General features: G+C 66.9%; 3 protein-coding genes. All 3 read right to left on the reverse strand.

Features of this window, described 5'->3' with window-relative positions; translation table 11 throughout:
- Positions 1–388: 388 nt before the first annotated feature.
- The 3 genes from V5B60_RS20635 to V5B60_RS20645 all read right to left on the reverse strand — a co-directional run bounded on the left by V5B60_RS20635 (position 389) and on the right by V5B60_RS20645 (position 18,332).
- A complete protein-coding gene (locus V5B60_RS20635; RefSeq protein ID WP_332349804.1) occupies positions 389–7,705 on the reverse strand; it encodes an Ig-like domain-containing protein in 7,317 nt (2,438 codons plus the stop codon).
- 244 nt (positions 7,706–7,949) lie between these two features.
- Complete coding sequence (locus V5B60_RS20640) at positions 7,950–12,203, reverse strand: beta strand repeat-containing protein (RefSeq protein WP_332349806.1); 4,254 nt, start codon at positions 12,201–12,203, stop codon at positions 7,950–7,952.
- A 435-nt stretch (positions 12,204–12,638) separates the two neighbouring features.
- Positions 12,639–18,332: a beta strand repeat-containing protein gene (locus V5B60_RS20645; RefSeq protein ID WP_332349808.1), complete on the reverse strand. Its 5,694-nt coding sequence runs from the start codon at positions 18,330–18,332 to the stop codon at positions 12,639–12,641.
- Between the last annotated feature and the right edge of the window lie 41 nt (positions 18,333–18,373).

Consider the following 18,373-nt stretch of genomic DNA (forward strand, 5'->3'; position numbering starts at 1 on the left):
GCTGTGCGGCGGTTGCAGCGCGGACGCGAAGGCGGCGGCGAAGCCGCCGACCGAGCGCGATGCACGCGAACCGCATCCGAGCACAGAACCCATCCTCCCGCAGAAAACACTCGCCAGGGACGAACCAAGGCGGCGCGCCCGAACGGTGGGCCGCTGCCGCCATCGGGAATCCGGTCGGCGGCTGGCGGTGTTGCCGGGGATCGAATCTAGCAGAAGGGCCAGCGTCGTGGGGAAGCGATTTGCTTCTTACGTGGATCATACAGGGCGGGCTCTGGCACAGCCGGTGGCCGCCGCGGGACGGGCTCGCGATGGGGCTGCTCCGGCTTTGCCCGCGGCGCTTTGGCTGACCGTCACTGCCGCCGGCGAGCGGCGGCAGTGACTGCGGACTTCAGGTGACGAGGAAGTCGAGGTGGCTCAGGGCGAGGCCACTGGCGAGCGTGGCGATCTGCACCGGGCCGGCGCCGGCGTTGCCATTCGCGTCGTAGTAGAGCGCGCCGCTGGTGCTGTCGTAGATGAGGTAGTCGTCGGCATCGGCGGCGGTGGTGAGGCCGGCGCCGGAGCGGAACGAGCCGGCGGCGAGGGTGCCGGGGCTCAGCAGCGCGGTGAAGATCGCGTTCTCGAGTTCGATCGTGTCGTCGAGGACGTTGAAGTCGCTGATCGTGTCGCGGTTGGTCGCGGCGTTCGGCAGCATGTCGAAGCGGAAGGTGTCCGCGCCGAGGCCGCCGCTGAGGGTGTCGTTGCCGTTGCCGCCGCTGAGGAGGTTGGCGCCGCCGTCGCCGCTGAGGGTGTCGGAGTAGGCCGAGCCGACGAGGTTCTCGATGCCGGTGAGGGTGTCGCTGCCGGAGCCGCCGGTGGTCTGCGCCCCGGCAACGGCGAGGCTGACGCTGACGCCGCTGCTGGCGCCATAGAGGTAGCTGGCGGTGTCGTTGCCACTGCCGCCGTCGAGGACGTTGGCGCCGGCTCCGGCGTAGAGGAGGTTGGCGAGGGCGTTGCCGCCCAGGCTCGCTGCACCCGTAGCGAGGATGCGGCCGTTCTCGACGTTGGCGCCGAGGGTGTAGGCGGCGAGGTAGCTGAAGACCTGGTCGATGCCGCCGGTGGCGGGATTGGCGTTGCTTTCGCTGACGCTGTCGCCGGCGTGGTCGACGTAGTAGAGGTCGGCGCCGTCGCCGCCGCTCAGGCTGTCGGCGCCGGTACCGCCCCAGAGGGTGTCGTTGCCGGCACCGCCGTCGAGGCTGTCGTTGCCGGCGCCGCCATTGAGGAAGTCGTTGCCCTGGGCGCCAGTGAGGCGGTTGGCGTTGGCGTCGCCGGTGAGGGTGTCGTCGTAGGTGGAGCCGCTGAGGTTCTCGATGCCGGTGACGGTGTCGCTGCCGGAACCGCCGGTGGCCTGCGCGCCGGCAATGGCGAGGCTGACGCTGACGCCGCTGCTGGCGCCATAGAGGTAGCTGACGGTATCGTTGCCGCCAGCGCCGTCGAGGAGGTTGGCGCCGGTGCCGGCGTCGAGGAGGTTGTCGAGGGCGTTGCCGGCGAGGTTGGCGGCGCCGGTGGTGAGGATGCGGCCGTTCTCGACGTGGGCGCCGAGGGTGGTGCTGGCGAGGTAGCTGAGGACCTGGTCGGTGCCGCCGGTGGCGGGGTTGGCGTTGCTTTCGCTGACGCTGTCGCCGGCGTCGTCGAGGTAGTAGAGGTCGGAGCCGTCACCACCGACCAGGCTATCGGCACCGCTGCCGCCCCAGAGGCGGTCGTTGCCGGCGCCGCCGTCGAGGGTGTCGTTGCCGGCACCGCCATTGAGGAAGTCGTTGCCCTGCGCGCCACTGAGGCGGTTGGCGTTGGCGTCGCCGGTGAGGGTGTCGTCGTAGGTGGAGCCACTGAGGTTCTCGATTCCGGCGAGGGTGTCGCTGCCGGAGCCGCCGGTCGCTTGCGCGCCGGCAAGGGCGAGGCTGACGCTGACGCCGCTGCCGCTGACGGCGTAGAGGTAGCTGACGGTGTCGTTGCCGCCGGCGCCATCGAGGAGGTTGGCGCCGGTGCCGGCGTCGAGGAGGTTGTCGAGGGCGTTGCCGGTGATGTTGGCGGCGCCGGTGGCGAGGATGCGGCCGTTCTCGATGTGGGCGCCGAGGGTGTAGGCGGCGGCGTAACTGAAGACCTGGTCGGTGCCGCCGGTGGCGGGGTTGGCGTCGGTCTCGTTGACGCTGTCGCCGGCGTCATCGACGTAGTAGAAATCGGAGCCGTCGCCGCCGATCAGGCTGTCGGCGCCGCTGCCGCCCCAGAGGCGGTCGTTGCCGGCGCCGCCATCCAGGGTGTCGTTGCCGGCGTCGCCATTGAGGAAGTCGTTGCCCTGCGCGCCACTCAGGCGGTTGGCGTTGCCGTCGCCGCGCAGGGTGTCGTCCCAGGTCGATCCGCCGAGGTTCTCGATGGCGATCAGGGTGTCGGTGCCGGAGCCGCCGGTGGCCTGCGGAGCGGCGATGGCGAGGCTGACGCTGACGCCGCTGGCGGCATCGGCGTAGCTGGCGGTGTCGTTGCCCGCGCTGCCGGAGAGCGTGTCGTTGCCGGCACCACCGGCGAGCATGTCGTTGCCGTTGCCGCCTTCGAGGCGGTTGGCGTTGCCGTCGCCGGCGAGGCTGTCGTCCTGGTTGGAGCCGATGAGGTGCTCGATCGACATGAGGGTGTCACTGCCGGAGCCACCGGTCGCCTGCGCGCCGGCAATGGCCAAGCTGATGCTGACGCCGCCGCTGGCACCGTAGAGGTAGCTGACGGTGTCGTTGCCGCCGGCGCCGTCGAGGAGGTTGTGGCCGCTGCCGGCGTAGAGCAGGTTGTCGAGGGCGTTGCCGGTGAGGTTCGCTGCGCCGCTGGCAAGAATGCGGCCGTTCTCGACGTGCGCCGTGAGGGTGTAGGTGGAGAGGTAGCTGTAGACCTGGTCGGTTCCACCAGACGCGGGATTGGCGTTGGTTTCGGTGACGTTGTCACCGCCGTGGTCGACGTAGTAGAGGTCGGAGCCGTCGCCGCCGAGCAGGCTGTCGGCACCGCTGCCGCCCCAGAGGCGATCGTTGCCGGTGCCGCCGTCGAGGCTGTCGTTGCCGGCACCGCCGTCGAGCGCGTCATCGCCGCTGCCGCCTTCGAGGCGGTTGGCGTTGCCGTCGCCGGTCAGGGTGTCGGCGAAGGCGGAGCCGACGAGGTTCTCGATGCCGATGAGCGTGTCGAGGCCGGCGCCGGATGTGTTCTGTGGCACACCCTGCGTGGCGAGCGTGACGGTGACACCACTGCCCGCGTCGCTGTAGCGCGCCGTGTCGGTCCCCGGCCCTCCGAGCAGCCGGTCGTCGCCGGCACCGCCGGCGAGCGTGTCGTTGCCTGCGCCGCCATCGAGGGTGTCGTTGCCGCCAAGACCCTCGAGCGTGTTGTCGTTCGGGCCGCCAGGCAGGTGGTCGTCGCCGTCCCCGCCGACCAACGGCCTGACATCGATCGTGATGGCGTTCGCCGATGGATCGAGGTCGATGCCGCCACCGACGGTGCCGCCGTCATCCTGCACCTGGAAGCTGAAGCTGGCGTAGGCGTTGCCGCTGGCGTTGGCGGCCGGCGTGAAAACGAGGTTGCCGGCGACGATGTCGCTGGCGGTGATCGTCTGCCCGGGGCTGACGGCAGCGCCCGAGAGGGTGAGGCTGCCGGCGACGGGCAGTGTGCCGATGCGCACGGCGAGGAGTGCGTTGGCAGGGGTGTCGGTTGCGTCGCTGAAGCCGAAGTCGGCTGCATCGAAGACGTAGGGGTTGTCTTCGTAGGTGCTGACCGTGTTGTCGGCGCCCGACGGCGCGTCGTTCACCGGCGTCAAGTCGATCGTGATGAGGTTCGGCGTCGGGTCGAGGTCGGCGCCGCCGTCGGCGGTGCCACCGTCATCCTGGACCTGGAAGCTGAAGCTGGCGGAAGCGTTGCCGCTGGCGTTGGCGGCCGGGGTGAAGACGAGCTGGCCGGCGGCGAGGTCGGCAACCGAGATGGACTGCCCGGGCGTGACGGGGATGCCGGCGAGGGTCAGGCTTCCGGCAGCGGGCAGCGTGCTGATGCGCACGGCGACGAGCGCGTTGGCGGGACTGTCGGCCGCGTCGCTGAAGCCGAAATCGGCCGCGGAGAAGACGTAGGGGTTGTCTTCGCGCGTGCTGACGGCCTTGTCGGCGCCCGACGGAGCGTCGTTGACCGGCGTCACGTCGACCGTGATGAGGTTCGGCGTCGGGTCGAGGTCGGCGCCACCGAGGGCAGTGCCGCCGTCGTCCTGGACCTGGAAGCTGAAGGTCGCGTAAGCGTTGCCGCTGGCTTTGGCGGCCGGGGTGAAGACGAGCTGGCCGGCGGCGAGGTCGGCAACCGAGATGGACTGCCCGGGCGTGACGGAGATGCCGGCGAGGGTCAGGCTTCCGGCAGCGGGCAGCGTGCTGATACGCACGGCGAGGAGCGCGTTGGCGGGACTGTCGGCCGCGTCGCTGAAGCCGAAATCGGCCGCGGTGAAGACGTAGGGGTTGTCTTCGTGCGTGCTGACCGTCGTGTCGGCGCCCGAGGGAGCGTCGTTGACCGATGTCACGTCGACCGTGATGAGGTTCGGCGTCGGGTCGAGGTCGGCGCCGCCGATGGCAGTGCCGCCGTCGTCCTGGACCTGGAAGCTGAAGCTCGCATAGGCGTTGCCGCTGGCGTTGGCGGCCGGGGTGAAGACGAGCTGGCCGGCGGCGAGGTCGGAAGCGGAGATGAACTGCCCGGGAGCGACGGGAAGGCCGGCGAGGGTCAGGCTGCCGGCAGCAGGCAGTGTGCTGATGCGCACGGCGAGAAGCGCGTTGGCAGGACTGTCGGCCGGGTCGCTGAAGCCGAAGTCGGCAGCGGTGAAGACATGGGGGTTGCCCTCGTGCGTGCTGACGGTCTTGTCGGCGCCCGACGGGGCATGGCTGACTGACGGCCAGACGAGATTCCCTGGCACCAGACTTGCCGTGACGACGTTCTTCAGGATCAGTGCCGTCTGGAATGAAAACGCCGCGCCTGCGCCGTCCTTGTCGAGTTCGAGAAGCGTATCCGCACCCGACTGGGTCAGACGTGCGTGGCCACTGGCAAACGGATCGTTCCCGGGCGTGTAGTTCGAGAAAGCAGCGGTGGCCACAAGGGCGCGATCGCCACCCGCGCCCGCAGCAAAGTCGGTCACCGTGTCCACGCCGCTGTCCGCGGCGGCGGCAAACGCATCCGATCCCGCACCGCCGGTCAGCGTGTCGTTGCCGGCACCGCCCGCGAGCGTGTCGTTGCCTCCGGCACCGTCGATGACGTTCTCGTCGGAGTTTCCGGTAAGGACGTTGTTGAGGGCGTTCCCGGTGCCGTTGATGTCGAAGGTCCTCTCCATCAGGACGAGATTCTCGACGTTCGCCGGCAAGGTGTAGGAGACGTATGCCTCGACGGTGTCGCTGCCCTCATCGGGGTTTTCGCTGACCAGATCGGGAGAAAAGCCAATTGAAGTCGTCAAACTGTAGCCGCCCGAGACCTCGAACCACTGCTGCGTCGCGGTGGCGGTCACCTGGTAGGAGTCGTTGCCTGCGCCCCCGGCCATGCTGTCACCATCCGTGCCCGCCAGCGGAGCGTAGTTGGAGCCCGTGTAGTAGTAGTCGCAGGATCCTCCTTCAAGGTAATCGTCGCCCAAAGCTCCCTGCAAGGTATCAGCGTGAATCCCGCCTTGCAGGATGTCATTGCCTTCACCGCCGTCGAGCTGATCGGATCCCGTCGCACCAGCAAGCGTGTCGTTGCCGGCGAAGCCATTGAGCGTGTCATTTCCGCCGTTGCCTGCGAGCACATTCGCGACGCCGTTGCCAATCAGCGTGTCGGCGAAGGCGCCACCATCGACGTCTTCGACATTCACCAAGGTATCGCTGCCCTCCCCGGTCGCCTGTGGTCCGACGACCCGAAGATCGACACTCACTGGGCCTGCCGCCAAAGAATAGGAAACGCGATCGAAGTCCGCCCCACCGTCGAGGAGGTCATCACCCACTCCCCCGCAGAGGATATCGTTGCCGCTGCCCCCCTGGATATTGTCGTTGCCATCCCAACCACGCAGCGTGTCGGCCCCACCCATCCCGGCGATGCTGTCGTCGCCCAGGTAGCCGCTGAGCTCATTCGCTGCATCGTTACCCGTCAACTGATCAGCAAACGCGCTGCCTTCGACGCCTTCGATATTGAGCAGCGTGTCGATGCCGGCACCGAGCGTGTTCTGCGGAGTTGACACGCCCAGATTGACGGATACGGCCCCACTGGCCGAAATGAATGACACCGCATCGTAACCGCCGCCGCCGTCAAGGACGTCGTCACCCAAACCACCGTCGATGATGTTGGAACTGCCGTTGCCGGTCAGCGTGTCAGCGAAGGAACTTCCAAGAAGCCGCTCGATACTGATCAACGTGTCGCTTCCAGCACCGCCAGTTGGCTGCGCGCCAGCCAGCGAAAGGTTGACCGTGACACCCGCCGATGCCGCCGCATAACTTGCGGTATCGGTACCCGAGCCGCCGTCGAGAGTGTCGTCACCCGCCAGGCCGGCAAGGGTGTCGTCACCGTTTCCGCCGGACAGGGCGTTGTTGCCGGAGCTGCCGGTGAGCAGGTCCGCGGTCGCCGTTCCGACAGCATTTTCCACAGCGAGCACCGACTTGAGCGGCCCGCCACCGATGGCGGCCGTCCCGGCATCCAGGTCGAGCGCGACCGCCTGTGTCGCTGCGGAGTAGTCCGCCGTGTCGACGTCGCCGCCACCGTCCAGCTCGTCGTTGCCGATGCCGGCAACGAGGGTGTCGTTGCCATCGCCACCGGAGAGCGTATCGTCGCCGCTCGCTCCGATCAGCCGGTCGGCCCCGCCCATTCCGGACAGGAGGTCGTCTCCGGCGCCCCCGTCAAGGACGTTCGCCGCCGCCGAGCCGGTCAGGACATCGGCGTAGCGGCTGCCGTTCGCGTTCTCGAAATTGGTCAGGGTATCGACGCCGGCCAACCCCGTATTCTGGGCGCCGACGAGGCCGAGATTGACGGTGACTCCGGCAGCCGCATCCGAGTAGTCGGCCGTGTCCGTACCGCCACCGCCATCGAGGAGGTCGTCACCGCCGCCACCGCGGATCAAGTTGTTGCCAGTGCCACCCGTGAGCTGATCAGCGAAGGCGCTGCCCCACAGATTGTCGATGTTGAAGAGGGTATCGGTCCCTGCTCCGCCGGTGTTCTGGGCAACTCCCAGCAAAGCAAGGCTGACGGTGACGCCGGAGGCGGCGGACGCGTAGCTGGCGGTCGCGATGTCCGACGAAGAACTGCCTCCCCGAAGCGTGTCGTTGCCGGCACCGCCATCGAGCACGTCCGAACCCCCGCCGCCGTCGAGCGAATCGTCGCCACCAAGGCCCAGCAGCAAGTCGTTCCCAAAGACGTGGCCGGTGAGCACGTTCGGTCCATCATCGCCACCGCCGGCCAGCGCGTTGTCACCGACCATGATCCGGCTCCAGGTGGACGTCACCACGTTGCGGAACCCACTTCCGAAGAGGTCGCGTGAGACGATCTGCGTCACTCCGAACCCGGTGAAGCTCACGCTCTTGCCGGACGCCCGGAACAGCGTGGTGGTCGCGTCGAGCGCAACGACCTCCACACTGGCTGCGGCAATCGAGCCGAAATCAAGCAAGTCGGCCGTGGGGTCGAAAACAATCGTCGACCCATCGGTCAGCGAACTCCAGGAATACGTGGCCATGGCTATCTCCTCAATGATGGAAAGGTCTTGCTGCGGTGGTCATCGCGGCAATGGGGCGTGGGGCGATGGCAATCGGCAGCGGCGTGAATCACAGGGAGATGAATTTAGCAGGCTGACAAGGGGCTTGGAGGGTCGTTTCCTTCTTACCTGCAGCATACATGGCGGGCCCTGGAACAGCCGACGGCGGCCGCGTGATGCGGTCGCGAGTCGGCTGCACAGGCGTTGCCCAGCCGCTGGCACGGCATCAGGTGACGAGGAAGTCGAGACTCGTGAGCGCCAGCCCAGGGGCGAGACTGGCGATCTGCACCGGTGCGGCACCGGTGTTGCCGGCGGCGTCGTAGTACAGCGCGCCGCTCGTGGTGTCGTAGATGAGGTAGTCGTCGGCGTCGCCGGCAGCGGTGATTCCGGCACCGGAGCGGAACGAGCCGGCGGCCAGGGTGCCGGTGCTCAACAGTGAAGTGAAGATCGCGTTCTCGAGTTCGATCGTGTCGTCGACGACGTTGAAGTCGCCGATCGTGTCGCGGTTGGTCGCGGCGTTGGGCAGGGTGTCGAAGCGGAAGATGTCGGTGCCGAGGCCGCCCGTCAGGCTGTCGTTGCCGAGGCCGCCGAGCAGGGTGTCGTTGCCGTTGCCGCCTTCGAGGCGGTTGGCCAGGCCGTCGCCGGTCAGGGTGTCGGCGTGGGTCGAGCCGATGAGATTCTCGATCGCGACCAGCGTGTCGCTGCCGGAGCCGCCCGTGGCTTGGGCGCCGGCAACGGCGAGGCTGACGCTGACGCCGCTGCTGGCGCCGTAGAGGTAGCTGAGGGTGTCGGTGCCGCCGGCGCCGTCGAGGACGTTGGCACCGGCCCCGGCGTAGAGCAAATTGGCGAGGGCGTTGCCGCTCAGGCTCGCTGCGCCCGTGGCGAGGATGCGGCCGTTCTCGACGTTCGCGCCGAGGGTGTAGGCGGCGAGCGAGCTGAAGACCTGGTCGATGCCGCCGGTGGCGGGATTGGCGTTGCTTTCCGTGACGCTGTCGCCGGCATTGTCGATGTAGTACGCGTCGGAGCCATCGCCGCCGCTCAGGCTGTCGGCACCGGTGCCGCCCCAGAGGGTGTCGTTGCCGGCGCCGCCGTCAAGGCTGTCATTGCCTGCGCCGCCATTGAGGAAGTCGTTGCCCTGGGCGCCGTTGAGGCGGTTGGCGTTGCCGTCGCCGGTGAGGGTGTCGTCGTAGGTCGAGCCGCTGAGGTTCTCGATGCCGGCGATGGTGTCGCTGCCGGAGCCGCCGGTGGCTTGGGCGCCGAGGATGGCGAGGCTGACGCTGACGCCGCTGCTGGCGCCGTAGAGGTAGCTGAGGGTGTCGTTGCCGCCCGCGCCGTCGAGGAGGTTGTTGCCGGTGCCGGCGTCGAGGAGGTTGTCGAGGGCGTTGCCGGTGAGGTTGGCGGCGCCGCTCGCCAGGATGCGGCCGTTCTCGATGTGGACGCCGAGGGTGGTGCTGGCAAGGTAGCTGAGGACCTGGTCGGTGCCGCCCGTTGCCGGGTTGGCGTTGGTCTCGCTGACGCTGTCGCCGGCGTCGTCGAGGTAGTAGAAGTCGGAGCCGTCGCCGCCGACCAGGCTGTCGGCGCCGGTGCCGCCCCAGAGGCGGTCGCTGCCGGCGCCGCCGTCGAGGGTGTCGTTGCCGGCGCCGCCATTGAGGAAGTCGTTGCCTTGCGCGCCACTCAGGCGGTTGGCGTTGCCGTCGCCGGTGAGTGTGTCGTCGTAGGTGGAGCCACTGAGGTTCTCGATGCCGGCGAGGGTGTCGCTGCCCGAGCCGCCGGTGGCCTGCGCGGCGGCGATGGCGAGGCTGACGCTGACGCCGCTGCCACTGACGGCGTAGAGGTAGCTGACGGTATCGTTGCCGCCGGCGCCGTTGAGGAGGTTGTTGCCGGTGCCGGCTTCGAGGACGTTGTCGAGGGTGTTGCCGGTGAGGTTGGCGGCGCCGGTGGCGAGAATGCGGCCGTTCTCGATGTGGGCGCCGAGGGTGTAGGCCCCGAGGTTGCTGAAGACCTTGTCGGTGCCGCCGCTGGCGGGGTTGGCATTGGTCTCCGTCACGCTGTCACCGGCGTTGTCGACGTAATAGGAGTCGGAACCGTCGCCGCCGATCAGGCTGTCGGCGCCGGTGCCGCCCCACAGGGTGTCGTTGCCGGAGCCACCATCGAGGGTGTCGTTGCCGGCACCACCGTTGAGGAAGTCGTTGCCCTGCTCACCACTCAGGCGGTTGGCGTTGCCGTCGCCGGTGAGGTTGTCGTCGTAGGTGGAGCCGCTGAGGTTCTCGATGGCGATCAGGGTGTCGCTGCCGGAACCGCCGGTCGCCTGCGCGCCGGCGATGGCGAGGCTGACGCTGACGCCACTGCTGGCGCTGTAGAGGTAGCTGACGGTGTCGTTGCCGCCAGCGCCGTCGAGGAGGTTGTTGCCGCTGCCGGCGTACAGGAGGTTGTCGAGGTCGTTGCCGGTGAGGTTTGCGGCACCGTTGGCGAGAATGCCGCCATTCTCGATGTGGGCGCCGAGGGTGTAGGTGGCCAGGGTGCTGAAGACCTGGTCGATGCCACCGCTGGCGGGATCCGCGTTGGTTTCGGTGACGCTGTCGCCTGCGTCGTCTACGTAGTAGAAGTCGGAACCATCGCCGCCGACCAGGCTGTCAGCACCGACGCCACCGCTGAGGAGGTCGTCGCCGGGGCCGCCGAGCAGGGTGTCGTTGCCGAAACCGCCGGTGATGGAATCGTTTCCGGCACCCCCGTCCAATGTGTCGGCGGTGTTCGTACCAACCAGATTGTCGTTGTTTGGCGTGCCAGAAATAGGGCCTGCAGAAACCTCGAGGATGCCCGTGGTCGTCGTGTTGTTGCGATAGTCATCGGCAACGGATGCCACGCTCAGCGAGTAGGCACCGGTTTCGCCGATCAGGTCGGAAACGTCCACGTAGTACGTGCCCGTCACGGTGGGCATGAAGGCGAGTTGCCCACTCCTCATGCTGTCGGCCTGTTCGCCCAGGGCGGTGCCACTGGCATCGTAGATCCTGAGGAACTTGTTGCCATCGACCACCACCCCGTTCTTGGCGACGACCGCATACAGGGTGTTCGCCGTCAGCGTCACCTTGAACCAGTCGTGGTCCCCGAAGGCGTCGATCATGCCGGTCGTCGTGCCACCGACCGACACGATGCCGGTCGTGGTCGTGTTGTTGCGGTAGTCGTCCGCGACCGTCGCCAAGCTCAGCGAATAGTCTCCCGTTCCGCCGAGCCAGTCGGCAATATCGACGTAGTACGTGCCCGTCACGGCCGGCATGAAACCGAGCTGCCCCTGAACGACCGGAAAACCCGTCAGCTCGATTCCCAACGGGCCATTGGCGTCGAACAGCGTAAGGACCTTGTAGCCATCGACCACGTTGCCCGTCTTGGCGGCAAAGGTGTACAAGGTGTTCGCCGTCAGCGTCATCTTGAACCAGTCGTGATCACCAACCGCGTTGATCGTCCCGGTGGCCGAACCACCGACTGCCAGCGTCCCGGTTGTGGTGGCGTTGTTGCGATAGTCATCGGCGACCGAGTCCAAGCGCAGCGTATAGGTGCCCGTTTGGTCATACGCGTCGGCGACGTCCACGTAGTAGGTGCCGGCCGCCGCGAACATGAACGCCCCGCGCCCACCAAAGAATCCTTGCGCGCCCCACACGTAGCCCGGTTGATCAACAGGGCTGCCGCTGCCGTCCAGGATGGTGAAAAGCTTTGCCCCATCGAACGCGACTCCATCCTCGGCGACCAGCGTGTACAAGGTGTTCGCCGCCAGGGTGATCTTGAACCAGTCGTGGTCGCCAACAGCGTCGATCGTCCCGGTGGCCGTGCCGCCCACTGACAATACCCCGGTGGTGCTTGAGTTGTTGCCATAGTCGTCGGCGACGGACGCCAGGCTCAGCGAATAGGCGCCAGTGGCGCCGCTGAGGTCCGCGAGGTCCACGTAATAGGTCCCCGTCAGTGCCGGCATGAACGCAAGTTGTGCCCCCGCGGCATCCAGCTGGTCAACGAAGTTGCCGCTGGCATCGTAGATCATGAGGAGCTTGTCCTCATCCACCAGATTTCCGGTCTTGGCGGCAAGAGTGTACAAGGCGTTCGCCGTGAGGCTCATCTTGAACCAGTCGTGGTCACCAACCGCGTTGATGGTCCCTGACGCCGTGCCGCCGACGGCCAGGATGCCCGTTGTCGTGATGTTGTTGCGGTAGTCGTCAGCAACTGCTGTCAGGCGCAGCTCATAGGATCCCGTCGTGCTGAACCAATCGCCGACATCGACGTAGTACGTGCCCGCTACCGCCGGCATGAAAGCCAGTTGTCCACTTCCCGAGGCGTCCCCTGACCCACCGCCAAAAGCGCCATTGGCGTCAAGAATCGACAGAACCTTGCCGCCAGCGTGCGTGGTTGCGAGCACGTACAAGGTGTTCGCAGCGAGAGTCATCCTGAACCAGTCGTGGTCACCCACGGCATTGATCGTACCGCTTGTAGCCATCCTGCCTTCTCCCCAAGAAAGAAAAAATCAAAACCGACGAAGCCGCATCCCCCACGGTTGTCGCGTTCCTGCTGAAGCACGCACGACCATTTTGCCTTGTCAAGCAAGAGGTTTAATGTTAACAGTCTTTCCCGTTTCCGAGAACGTCGGCGTCTTGGCGTGGTGCGCTTCCGGCCCTTGCCTCGGCGGAGCGGGCCCCAAGATTCCGTACAGCAGGATAAGAGTGGGGAAAGACAGCACGCGCAGGCATCAACTTCCGAGAGCTGCCGTTCTCGCTGCCACCACTCTCCGGCGACCGCGTTCCTGATTTGCTGCCGGTCGGCGACCCCGGATGCTCGGAAACGGGACAGCCAATCCAGACTGCAGCGCCACATCCCTCTGCCCCATGGGCTGCGCCGGCAGACCGTTCGACGATCGTCCGGCGTAGATCAAGCCTCAGGTGATGACGAAGTCGAGGTGGCTCAATGTCAGCCCGCTGCCGAGTGTGGCGATCTGCACGGGGCCCGCACCGACGTTGCCGGCGGCGTCGTAGTAGAGCGCGCCGCTGCTGGTGTCGTAGACCAGGTAGTCGTCGACGTCGGCAGCGCTGCTGAAACCGGCGCCGGAGCGGAACGAGCCGGCGGCGAGAGTGCCGGTGGCGAGCGAGGCGAAGACGGCATTCTCGAGTTCGAAGCTGTCGTCGACGACCTTGAAGTCGCCGATCGTGTCGCGGTTGGTCGCGGCGTTGGGCAGGGTGTCGAAGCGGAAGATGTCGGCCCCGACGCCGCCCGTCAGGCTGTCGTTGCCGAGGCCGCCGAGCAGGGTGTCGTTGCCGGCACCCCCGGCGAGGGTGTCGTTGCCGTTGCCGCCTTCGAGCCGGTTGGCCAGGCCGTCGCCGGTCAGGGTGTCGGCGTGGGTCGAGCCGATGAGGTTCTCGATCGCGACCAGCGTGTCGCTGCCGGAGCCGCCCGTGGCTTGGGCGCCGGCAACGGCGAGGCTGACGCTGACGCCGCTGCTGGCGCCGTAGAGGTAGCTGAGGGTGTCGTTGCCGCCAGCACCGTTGAGGAGGTTGGCACCGGCGCCGGCGTAGAGGAGGTTGGCGAGAGCGTTGCCGCTGAGGTCGGCTGCACCCGTGGCGAGGATGCGGCCGTTCTCGACGTTCGCACCGAGGGTGTAGGCGGCGATGGAGCTGTAGACGAGGTCGATGCCGCCGGTGGTGGGATTGGCGTTGCTTTCCGTGACGCTGTCGCCGGCATTGTCAATGTAGTACGCGTCGGAACCGTCACCACCGACCAGGCTGTCGGCGCCGGTGCCGCCCCAGAGGGTGTCGTTGCCGGCGCCCCCTTCGAGGCTGTCGTTGCCGGTATTGCCATTGAGGAAGTCGTTGCCCTGGGCGCCGGAGAGGCGGTTGGCGTTGCCGTCGCCGGTGAGGGTGTCGTCGTAGGTGGAGCCGCTGAGGTTCTCGATGCCGGCGAGGGTGTCGCTGCCGGAGCCGCCGGTGGCCTGGGCGCCGAGGATGGCGAGGCTGACGCTGACGCCGCTGCTGGCGCCGTAGAGGTAGCTGAGGGTGTCGTTGCCGCCGGCACCGTCGAGGAGGTTGTTGCCGGTGCCGGCGTCGAGGAGGTTGTCGAGGGTGTTGCCGGTGAGGTTGGCGGCTCCGGTGGCGAGAATGCGGCCGTTCTCGACGTGGGCGCCGATGGTGGTGCTGGCGAGGTAGCTGAGGACCTGGTCGGTGCCGCCGGTTGCCGGGTTGGCGTTGCTTTCGGTGACGCTGTCGCCGGCGTCGTCGAGGTAGTAGAAGTCGGAGCCGTCACCACCGACCAGGCTGTCGGCACCAGTGCCGCCCCAGAGGCGGTCGTTGCCGGCGCCGCCGTCGAGGGTGTCGTTGCCGGCACCGCCATTGAGGAAGTCGTTGCCTTGCGCGCCACTGAGGCGGTTGGCGTTGCCGTCGCCGGTGAGGGTGTCGTCGTAGGTGGAGCCGGTGAGGTTCTCGATGCCGGCGAGGGTGTCGCTGCCGGAGCCGCCGGTCGCCTGGGCGCCGGCGATGGCGAGGCTGACGCTGACGCCGCTGCCGCTGACGGCGTAGAGGTAGCTGACGGTGTCGTTGCCGCCGGCGCCATCGAGGAGGTTGGCGCCGGTGCCGGCTTCGAGGACGTTGTCGAGGGCGTTGCCGGTGAGGTTGGCGGCACCGGTGGCGAGGATGCGGCCGTTCTCGATGTGGGCGCCGAGCGTGTAGGCCCCGAGGGTGCTGAAGACCTGGTCGGTGCCGCCGGTGGCGGGGTTGGCGTTCGTTTCGCTGACGCTGTCGCCGACGTTGTCGACGTAATAGGAGTCGGAACCGTCGCCGCCGATCAGGCTGTCGGCGCCGGTGCCGCCCCAAAGGGTGTCGTTGCCGGCACCGCCGTCGAGGGTATCGTTGCCGGCACCAGCATCGAGGAAGTCGTTGCCGAGTGCACCACGCAGCGTATCGTTGCCGGCGCCACCCTGCAGCGAGTTGTTGCCGTTATCGCCGGTCAGCGAGTCATTGAAGCCGCTGCCGATGAGGTTTTCGATGCCGTTGAGGGTGTCGAGGCCGGCATTGACGGTGTTCTGCTGCACGCCGGGCGCCGTCAGGGTGACGGTGACGCCGGCGGTGGCGTCGGCGTAGCTGGCGGTGTCGGTGCCGGCGCCGCCGTCGACGGTGTCGTTACCGAGTCCGCCCTGCAGCGTGTCGTTGGCGGCGCCGCCCTGCAGCGTGTTGTCGCCGGTCGTGCCCGTGATCCGGTTGTCGAGGCTGTTGCCGACCCCGGTAATGGCGTTCCCGGCCAGTTGCAGGTTCTCGACATGGGCACCCAGCGTGAGCGTTGACAGGTAACTGATCACCAGATCGGTGCCTTCCGCGAGAGCCTCGGTGCAGGTGTCGCCCGCATCTTCGATCAGGTAGATATCGTCACCGGCTCCGCCCGTCAGTGCATCGCTGCCGCCGCCGCCAAGCAGGACGTCGTTGCCCGCGGCACCGTTGATGGTGTCGGCGAATGCGGAGCCGCGCAGGATGTCTGCGGCGGCTGTCCCGGAAAGATTGACCGAAACCGGTGCTGGACCGTCGTTGTCCAGGATCGTCCCGCCAGCGATCGCGTTGCCAAGGGTTGCATTGACCGCGGTGTGCAGTTGCAGAGAGAAGTTCTCCTGCACTTCGACGGCAGGGTCATCTGCAATGATCAGCCGAATGGTCTTGGCCGTTTCTCCCGGTGTGAAGGTCAGCGACCCTGTCTGCTCGACGAAATCTCCATTCGAATAGCTGGTAGCGGTGCCCACGTTGGTTCTGTAGGCAACCTTGACGACGTTCGAACTGGGGGCGCTGAGGGTCGCAACGAAGTCAACGTAACCGTCGCCCTCGACCGCCAGAACACTGCTGAGATTGACCACCGGCATTGCGACAGGAACCTCGTCGCCGCGGGAGATCAAGACGTGCCCGTAGTCGGTGCCGATGGTGGCTCCAGTGGCCGCCGTGATCGCCACGTCGAACAACTCCGTCGGCTCAGGCGCGGAATCGTCGACGATGCCCACCGCAATCCATTTGGCCATCTCGCCCGGCGCAAATGCCACCGTTTGTGCCGGAAACACGATGAAATCCGATCCGAAGGCAGCGGTGACCGCCTGGACCTGGTAGCTGACCGTTACGTTGCCGGAGCTGGGCTTGTCGAGAACGAGCGCCACCTGCACCAGATCGGACGACTCGTCGACGACGACGTCGGTGATCGACACCACCGGCGTCCCCGGCGTCGCGTCATCGTCGATGATCGTCGCCGTTGCGAAATTGCGCGCGATCGTCGCGTTGGCGCTGGCGCCGTAGAGCGACAGCCTGAAGCTCTCGGCTGGCTCCGGCGTCGAGTCGTTGGCCAGCGTCACCCGCACCGTCTTGACCATCTCGCCCGGGGCAAACGTCAGGTCCCCGATCTGATGCCAGACGTCGATGTTGGGCAGGCTGGCCGTTCCACCGCTGGTCGTCTCATAGCGGACTGTGACCGTGCCGGTGTTTGGCTGATCGAGCCGCACGAGAAAGTCGGCGTACGCCTGACTCTCGCCGACGACGACGTGGTCCACCGAGATGTTCGACTTCGCCACCTGCGGAGCGTCGTTCGCGGCAATGATCGCCGTCCCCACCGGATCGGGCGCCGTCGCACCGCTCAGCGCCGACAGGACGAGGTTGAACGCTTCCGACGATTCGCTCGCAATCTCGTCGAGCAGAACCACCTTGACAGTCTTCGCCATCTCGCCCGGCGCGAAATTCAGGCTGCCGCTCGTGGCAACGTAATCGCTTCCCGCCAGCGCACCAGCGTCCTGCGTCGCGTAGCTCATCGACACGACACCGCTCGACGGCCGATCGAGCGTCACGACAAAGCTCGCTTCCTTCGCCGACTCGTCTACCACGAAGTCGCTGATCGTGACCGTCGGCGTTCCCGGGGTCGCGTCGTCGTCGATGATCGTCGCCGTTGCGACGTCGCTCGCGATCGTCGCATTGTCGCTCGCGCCGGAGAGCAACAGCCTGAAGCTCTCGGTTGGCTCCGACTCTGTGTCGTTAGCCAGCGTCGCCCGCACAGTCTTCACCATCTCGCCAGGGGCAAACGCCAGCGTCCCGTCCTGACCCACGAAGTCGAGAGCCGAGTAACTGCTCGCCGTGCGAACCGAGGTCCTGTAATCCACCGTCACCGTGTCGGTGTTGGGCTGATCGAGACGCACGAGAAAGTCGGCGTACGCCTGACTCTCGCCGACGACGACGTGGTCCACCGAGATGTTCGACTTCAGCACCTGCGGCGCGTCGTTCGCGGCAATGATCGCCGTCCCCACCGGGTCGAGCGTCGTCGCACCGCTCAGCGCCGACAGGACGAGGTTGAACGCTTCCGACGATTCGCTCGCAATCTCGTCGAGCAGAACCACCTTCACCGTCTTCGCCATCTCGCCCGGCGCGAAATTCAGGCTGCCGCTCGTGGCAACGTAATCGCTTCCCGCCAGCGCACCAGCGTCCTGTGTCGCGTAGCTCATCGACACGACGCCGCTCGACGGCCGGTCGAGCGTCACGACAAAGCTCGCTTCCTTAGCCGACTCGTCTACCACGAAGTCGCTGATCGTGACCGTCGGCGTTCCCGGGGTCGCGTCGTCGTCGATGATCGTCGCCGTTGCGACGTCGCGCGCGATCGTCGCATTGTCGCTCGCGCCGGAGAGCAACAGCCTGAAGCTCTCGGTTGGCTCCGACTCTGTGTCGTTAGCCAGCGTCGCCCGCACAGTCTTCACCATCTCGCCAGGGGCAAACGCCAGCGTCCCGTCCTGACCCACGAAGTCGGCAGCCGAGTAACTGCTCGCCGTGCGACTCGAGGTCCTGTAATCCACCGTCACCGTGTTGGTGTTTGGCTGATCGAGCCGCACGAGAAAGTCGGCGTACGCCTGACTCTCGCCGACGACGACGTGGTCCACCGAGATGTTCGACTTCGCCACCTGCTGCGCGTCGTTCGCGGCAATGATCGCCGTCCCCACCGGGTCGAGCGTCGTCGCACCGCTCAGCGCCGACAGGACGAGGTTGAACGCTTCCGACGATTCGCTCGCAATCTCGTCGAGCAGAACCACCTTCACCGTCTTCGCCATCTCGCCCGGCGCGAAATTCAGGCTGCCGCTCGTGGCAACGTAATCGCTTCCCGCCAGCGCACCAGCGTCCTGCGTCGCGTAGCTCATCGACACGACACCGCTCGACGGCCGATCGAGCGTCACGACAAAGCTCGCTTCCTTCGCCGACTCGTCCACCACGAAGTTGTTGATCGTGACCGCCGGCGTTCCTGGCGTCGCATCGTCGTCGATGATCGTCGCGACCGCCACCGTGTTACCGATGACGGCATTCGCGCTCGGGAAGGACAGGGTCAGCGCGAACGACTCTGCCATCTCGGGCGTTGCGTCGTTCACGATGGCAACGCTGATGGTCTGTTCGACGATCCCCGGGGCAAGAGTGAGCAGCCCGGTTGCGTAGCCATAGTCGGCGCCACTTACCGCCGTCTCGACCTTGAGACCCCAACTTGCCGTTACCGGATTCAGCAAGTCCGCTTCGGACAGGCGCACGGTGAACACGGCGGGGGTAGCGAATTCGCTGATGACGATGTGGTCGACGCTGATGACGCGAGACATATCTGCTCCGAGAAGATGGTGGGTTGAGATTTTGTAAGCTG

It is taken from the genome of Accumulibacter sp., from assembly GCF_036625195.1.
Classification (GTDB): domain Bacteria; phylum Pseudomonadota; class Gammaproteobacteria; order Burkholderiales; family Rhodocyclaceae; genus Accumulibacter.

Bases quoted from the DNA above. Each gene is read 5' to 3' on its own strand.
- V5B60_RS20645 (WP_332349808.1), bottom strand. From the start codon at position 18,332: ATGTCTCGCGTCATCAGCGTCGACCACATCGTCATCAGCGAATTCGCT.
- V5B60_RS20640 (WP_332349806.1), bottom strand. From the start codon at position 12,203: ATGGCTACAAGCGGTACGATCAATGCCGTGGGTGACCACGACTGGTTC.
- V5B60_RS20635 (WP_332349804.1), bottom strand. From the start codon at position 7,705: ATGGCCACGTATTCCTGGAGTTCGCTGACCGATGGGTCGACGATTGTT.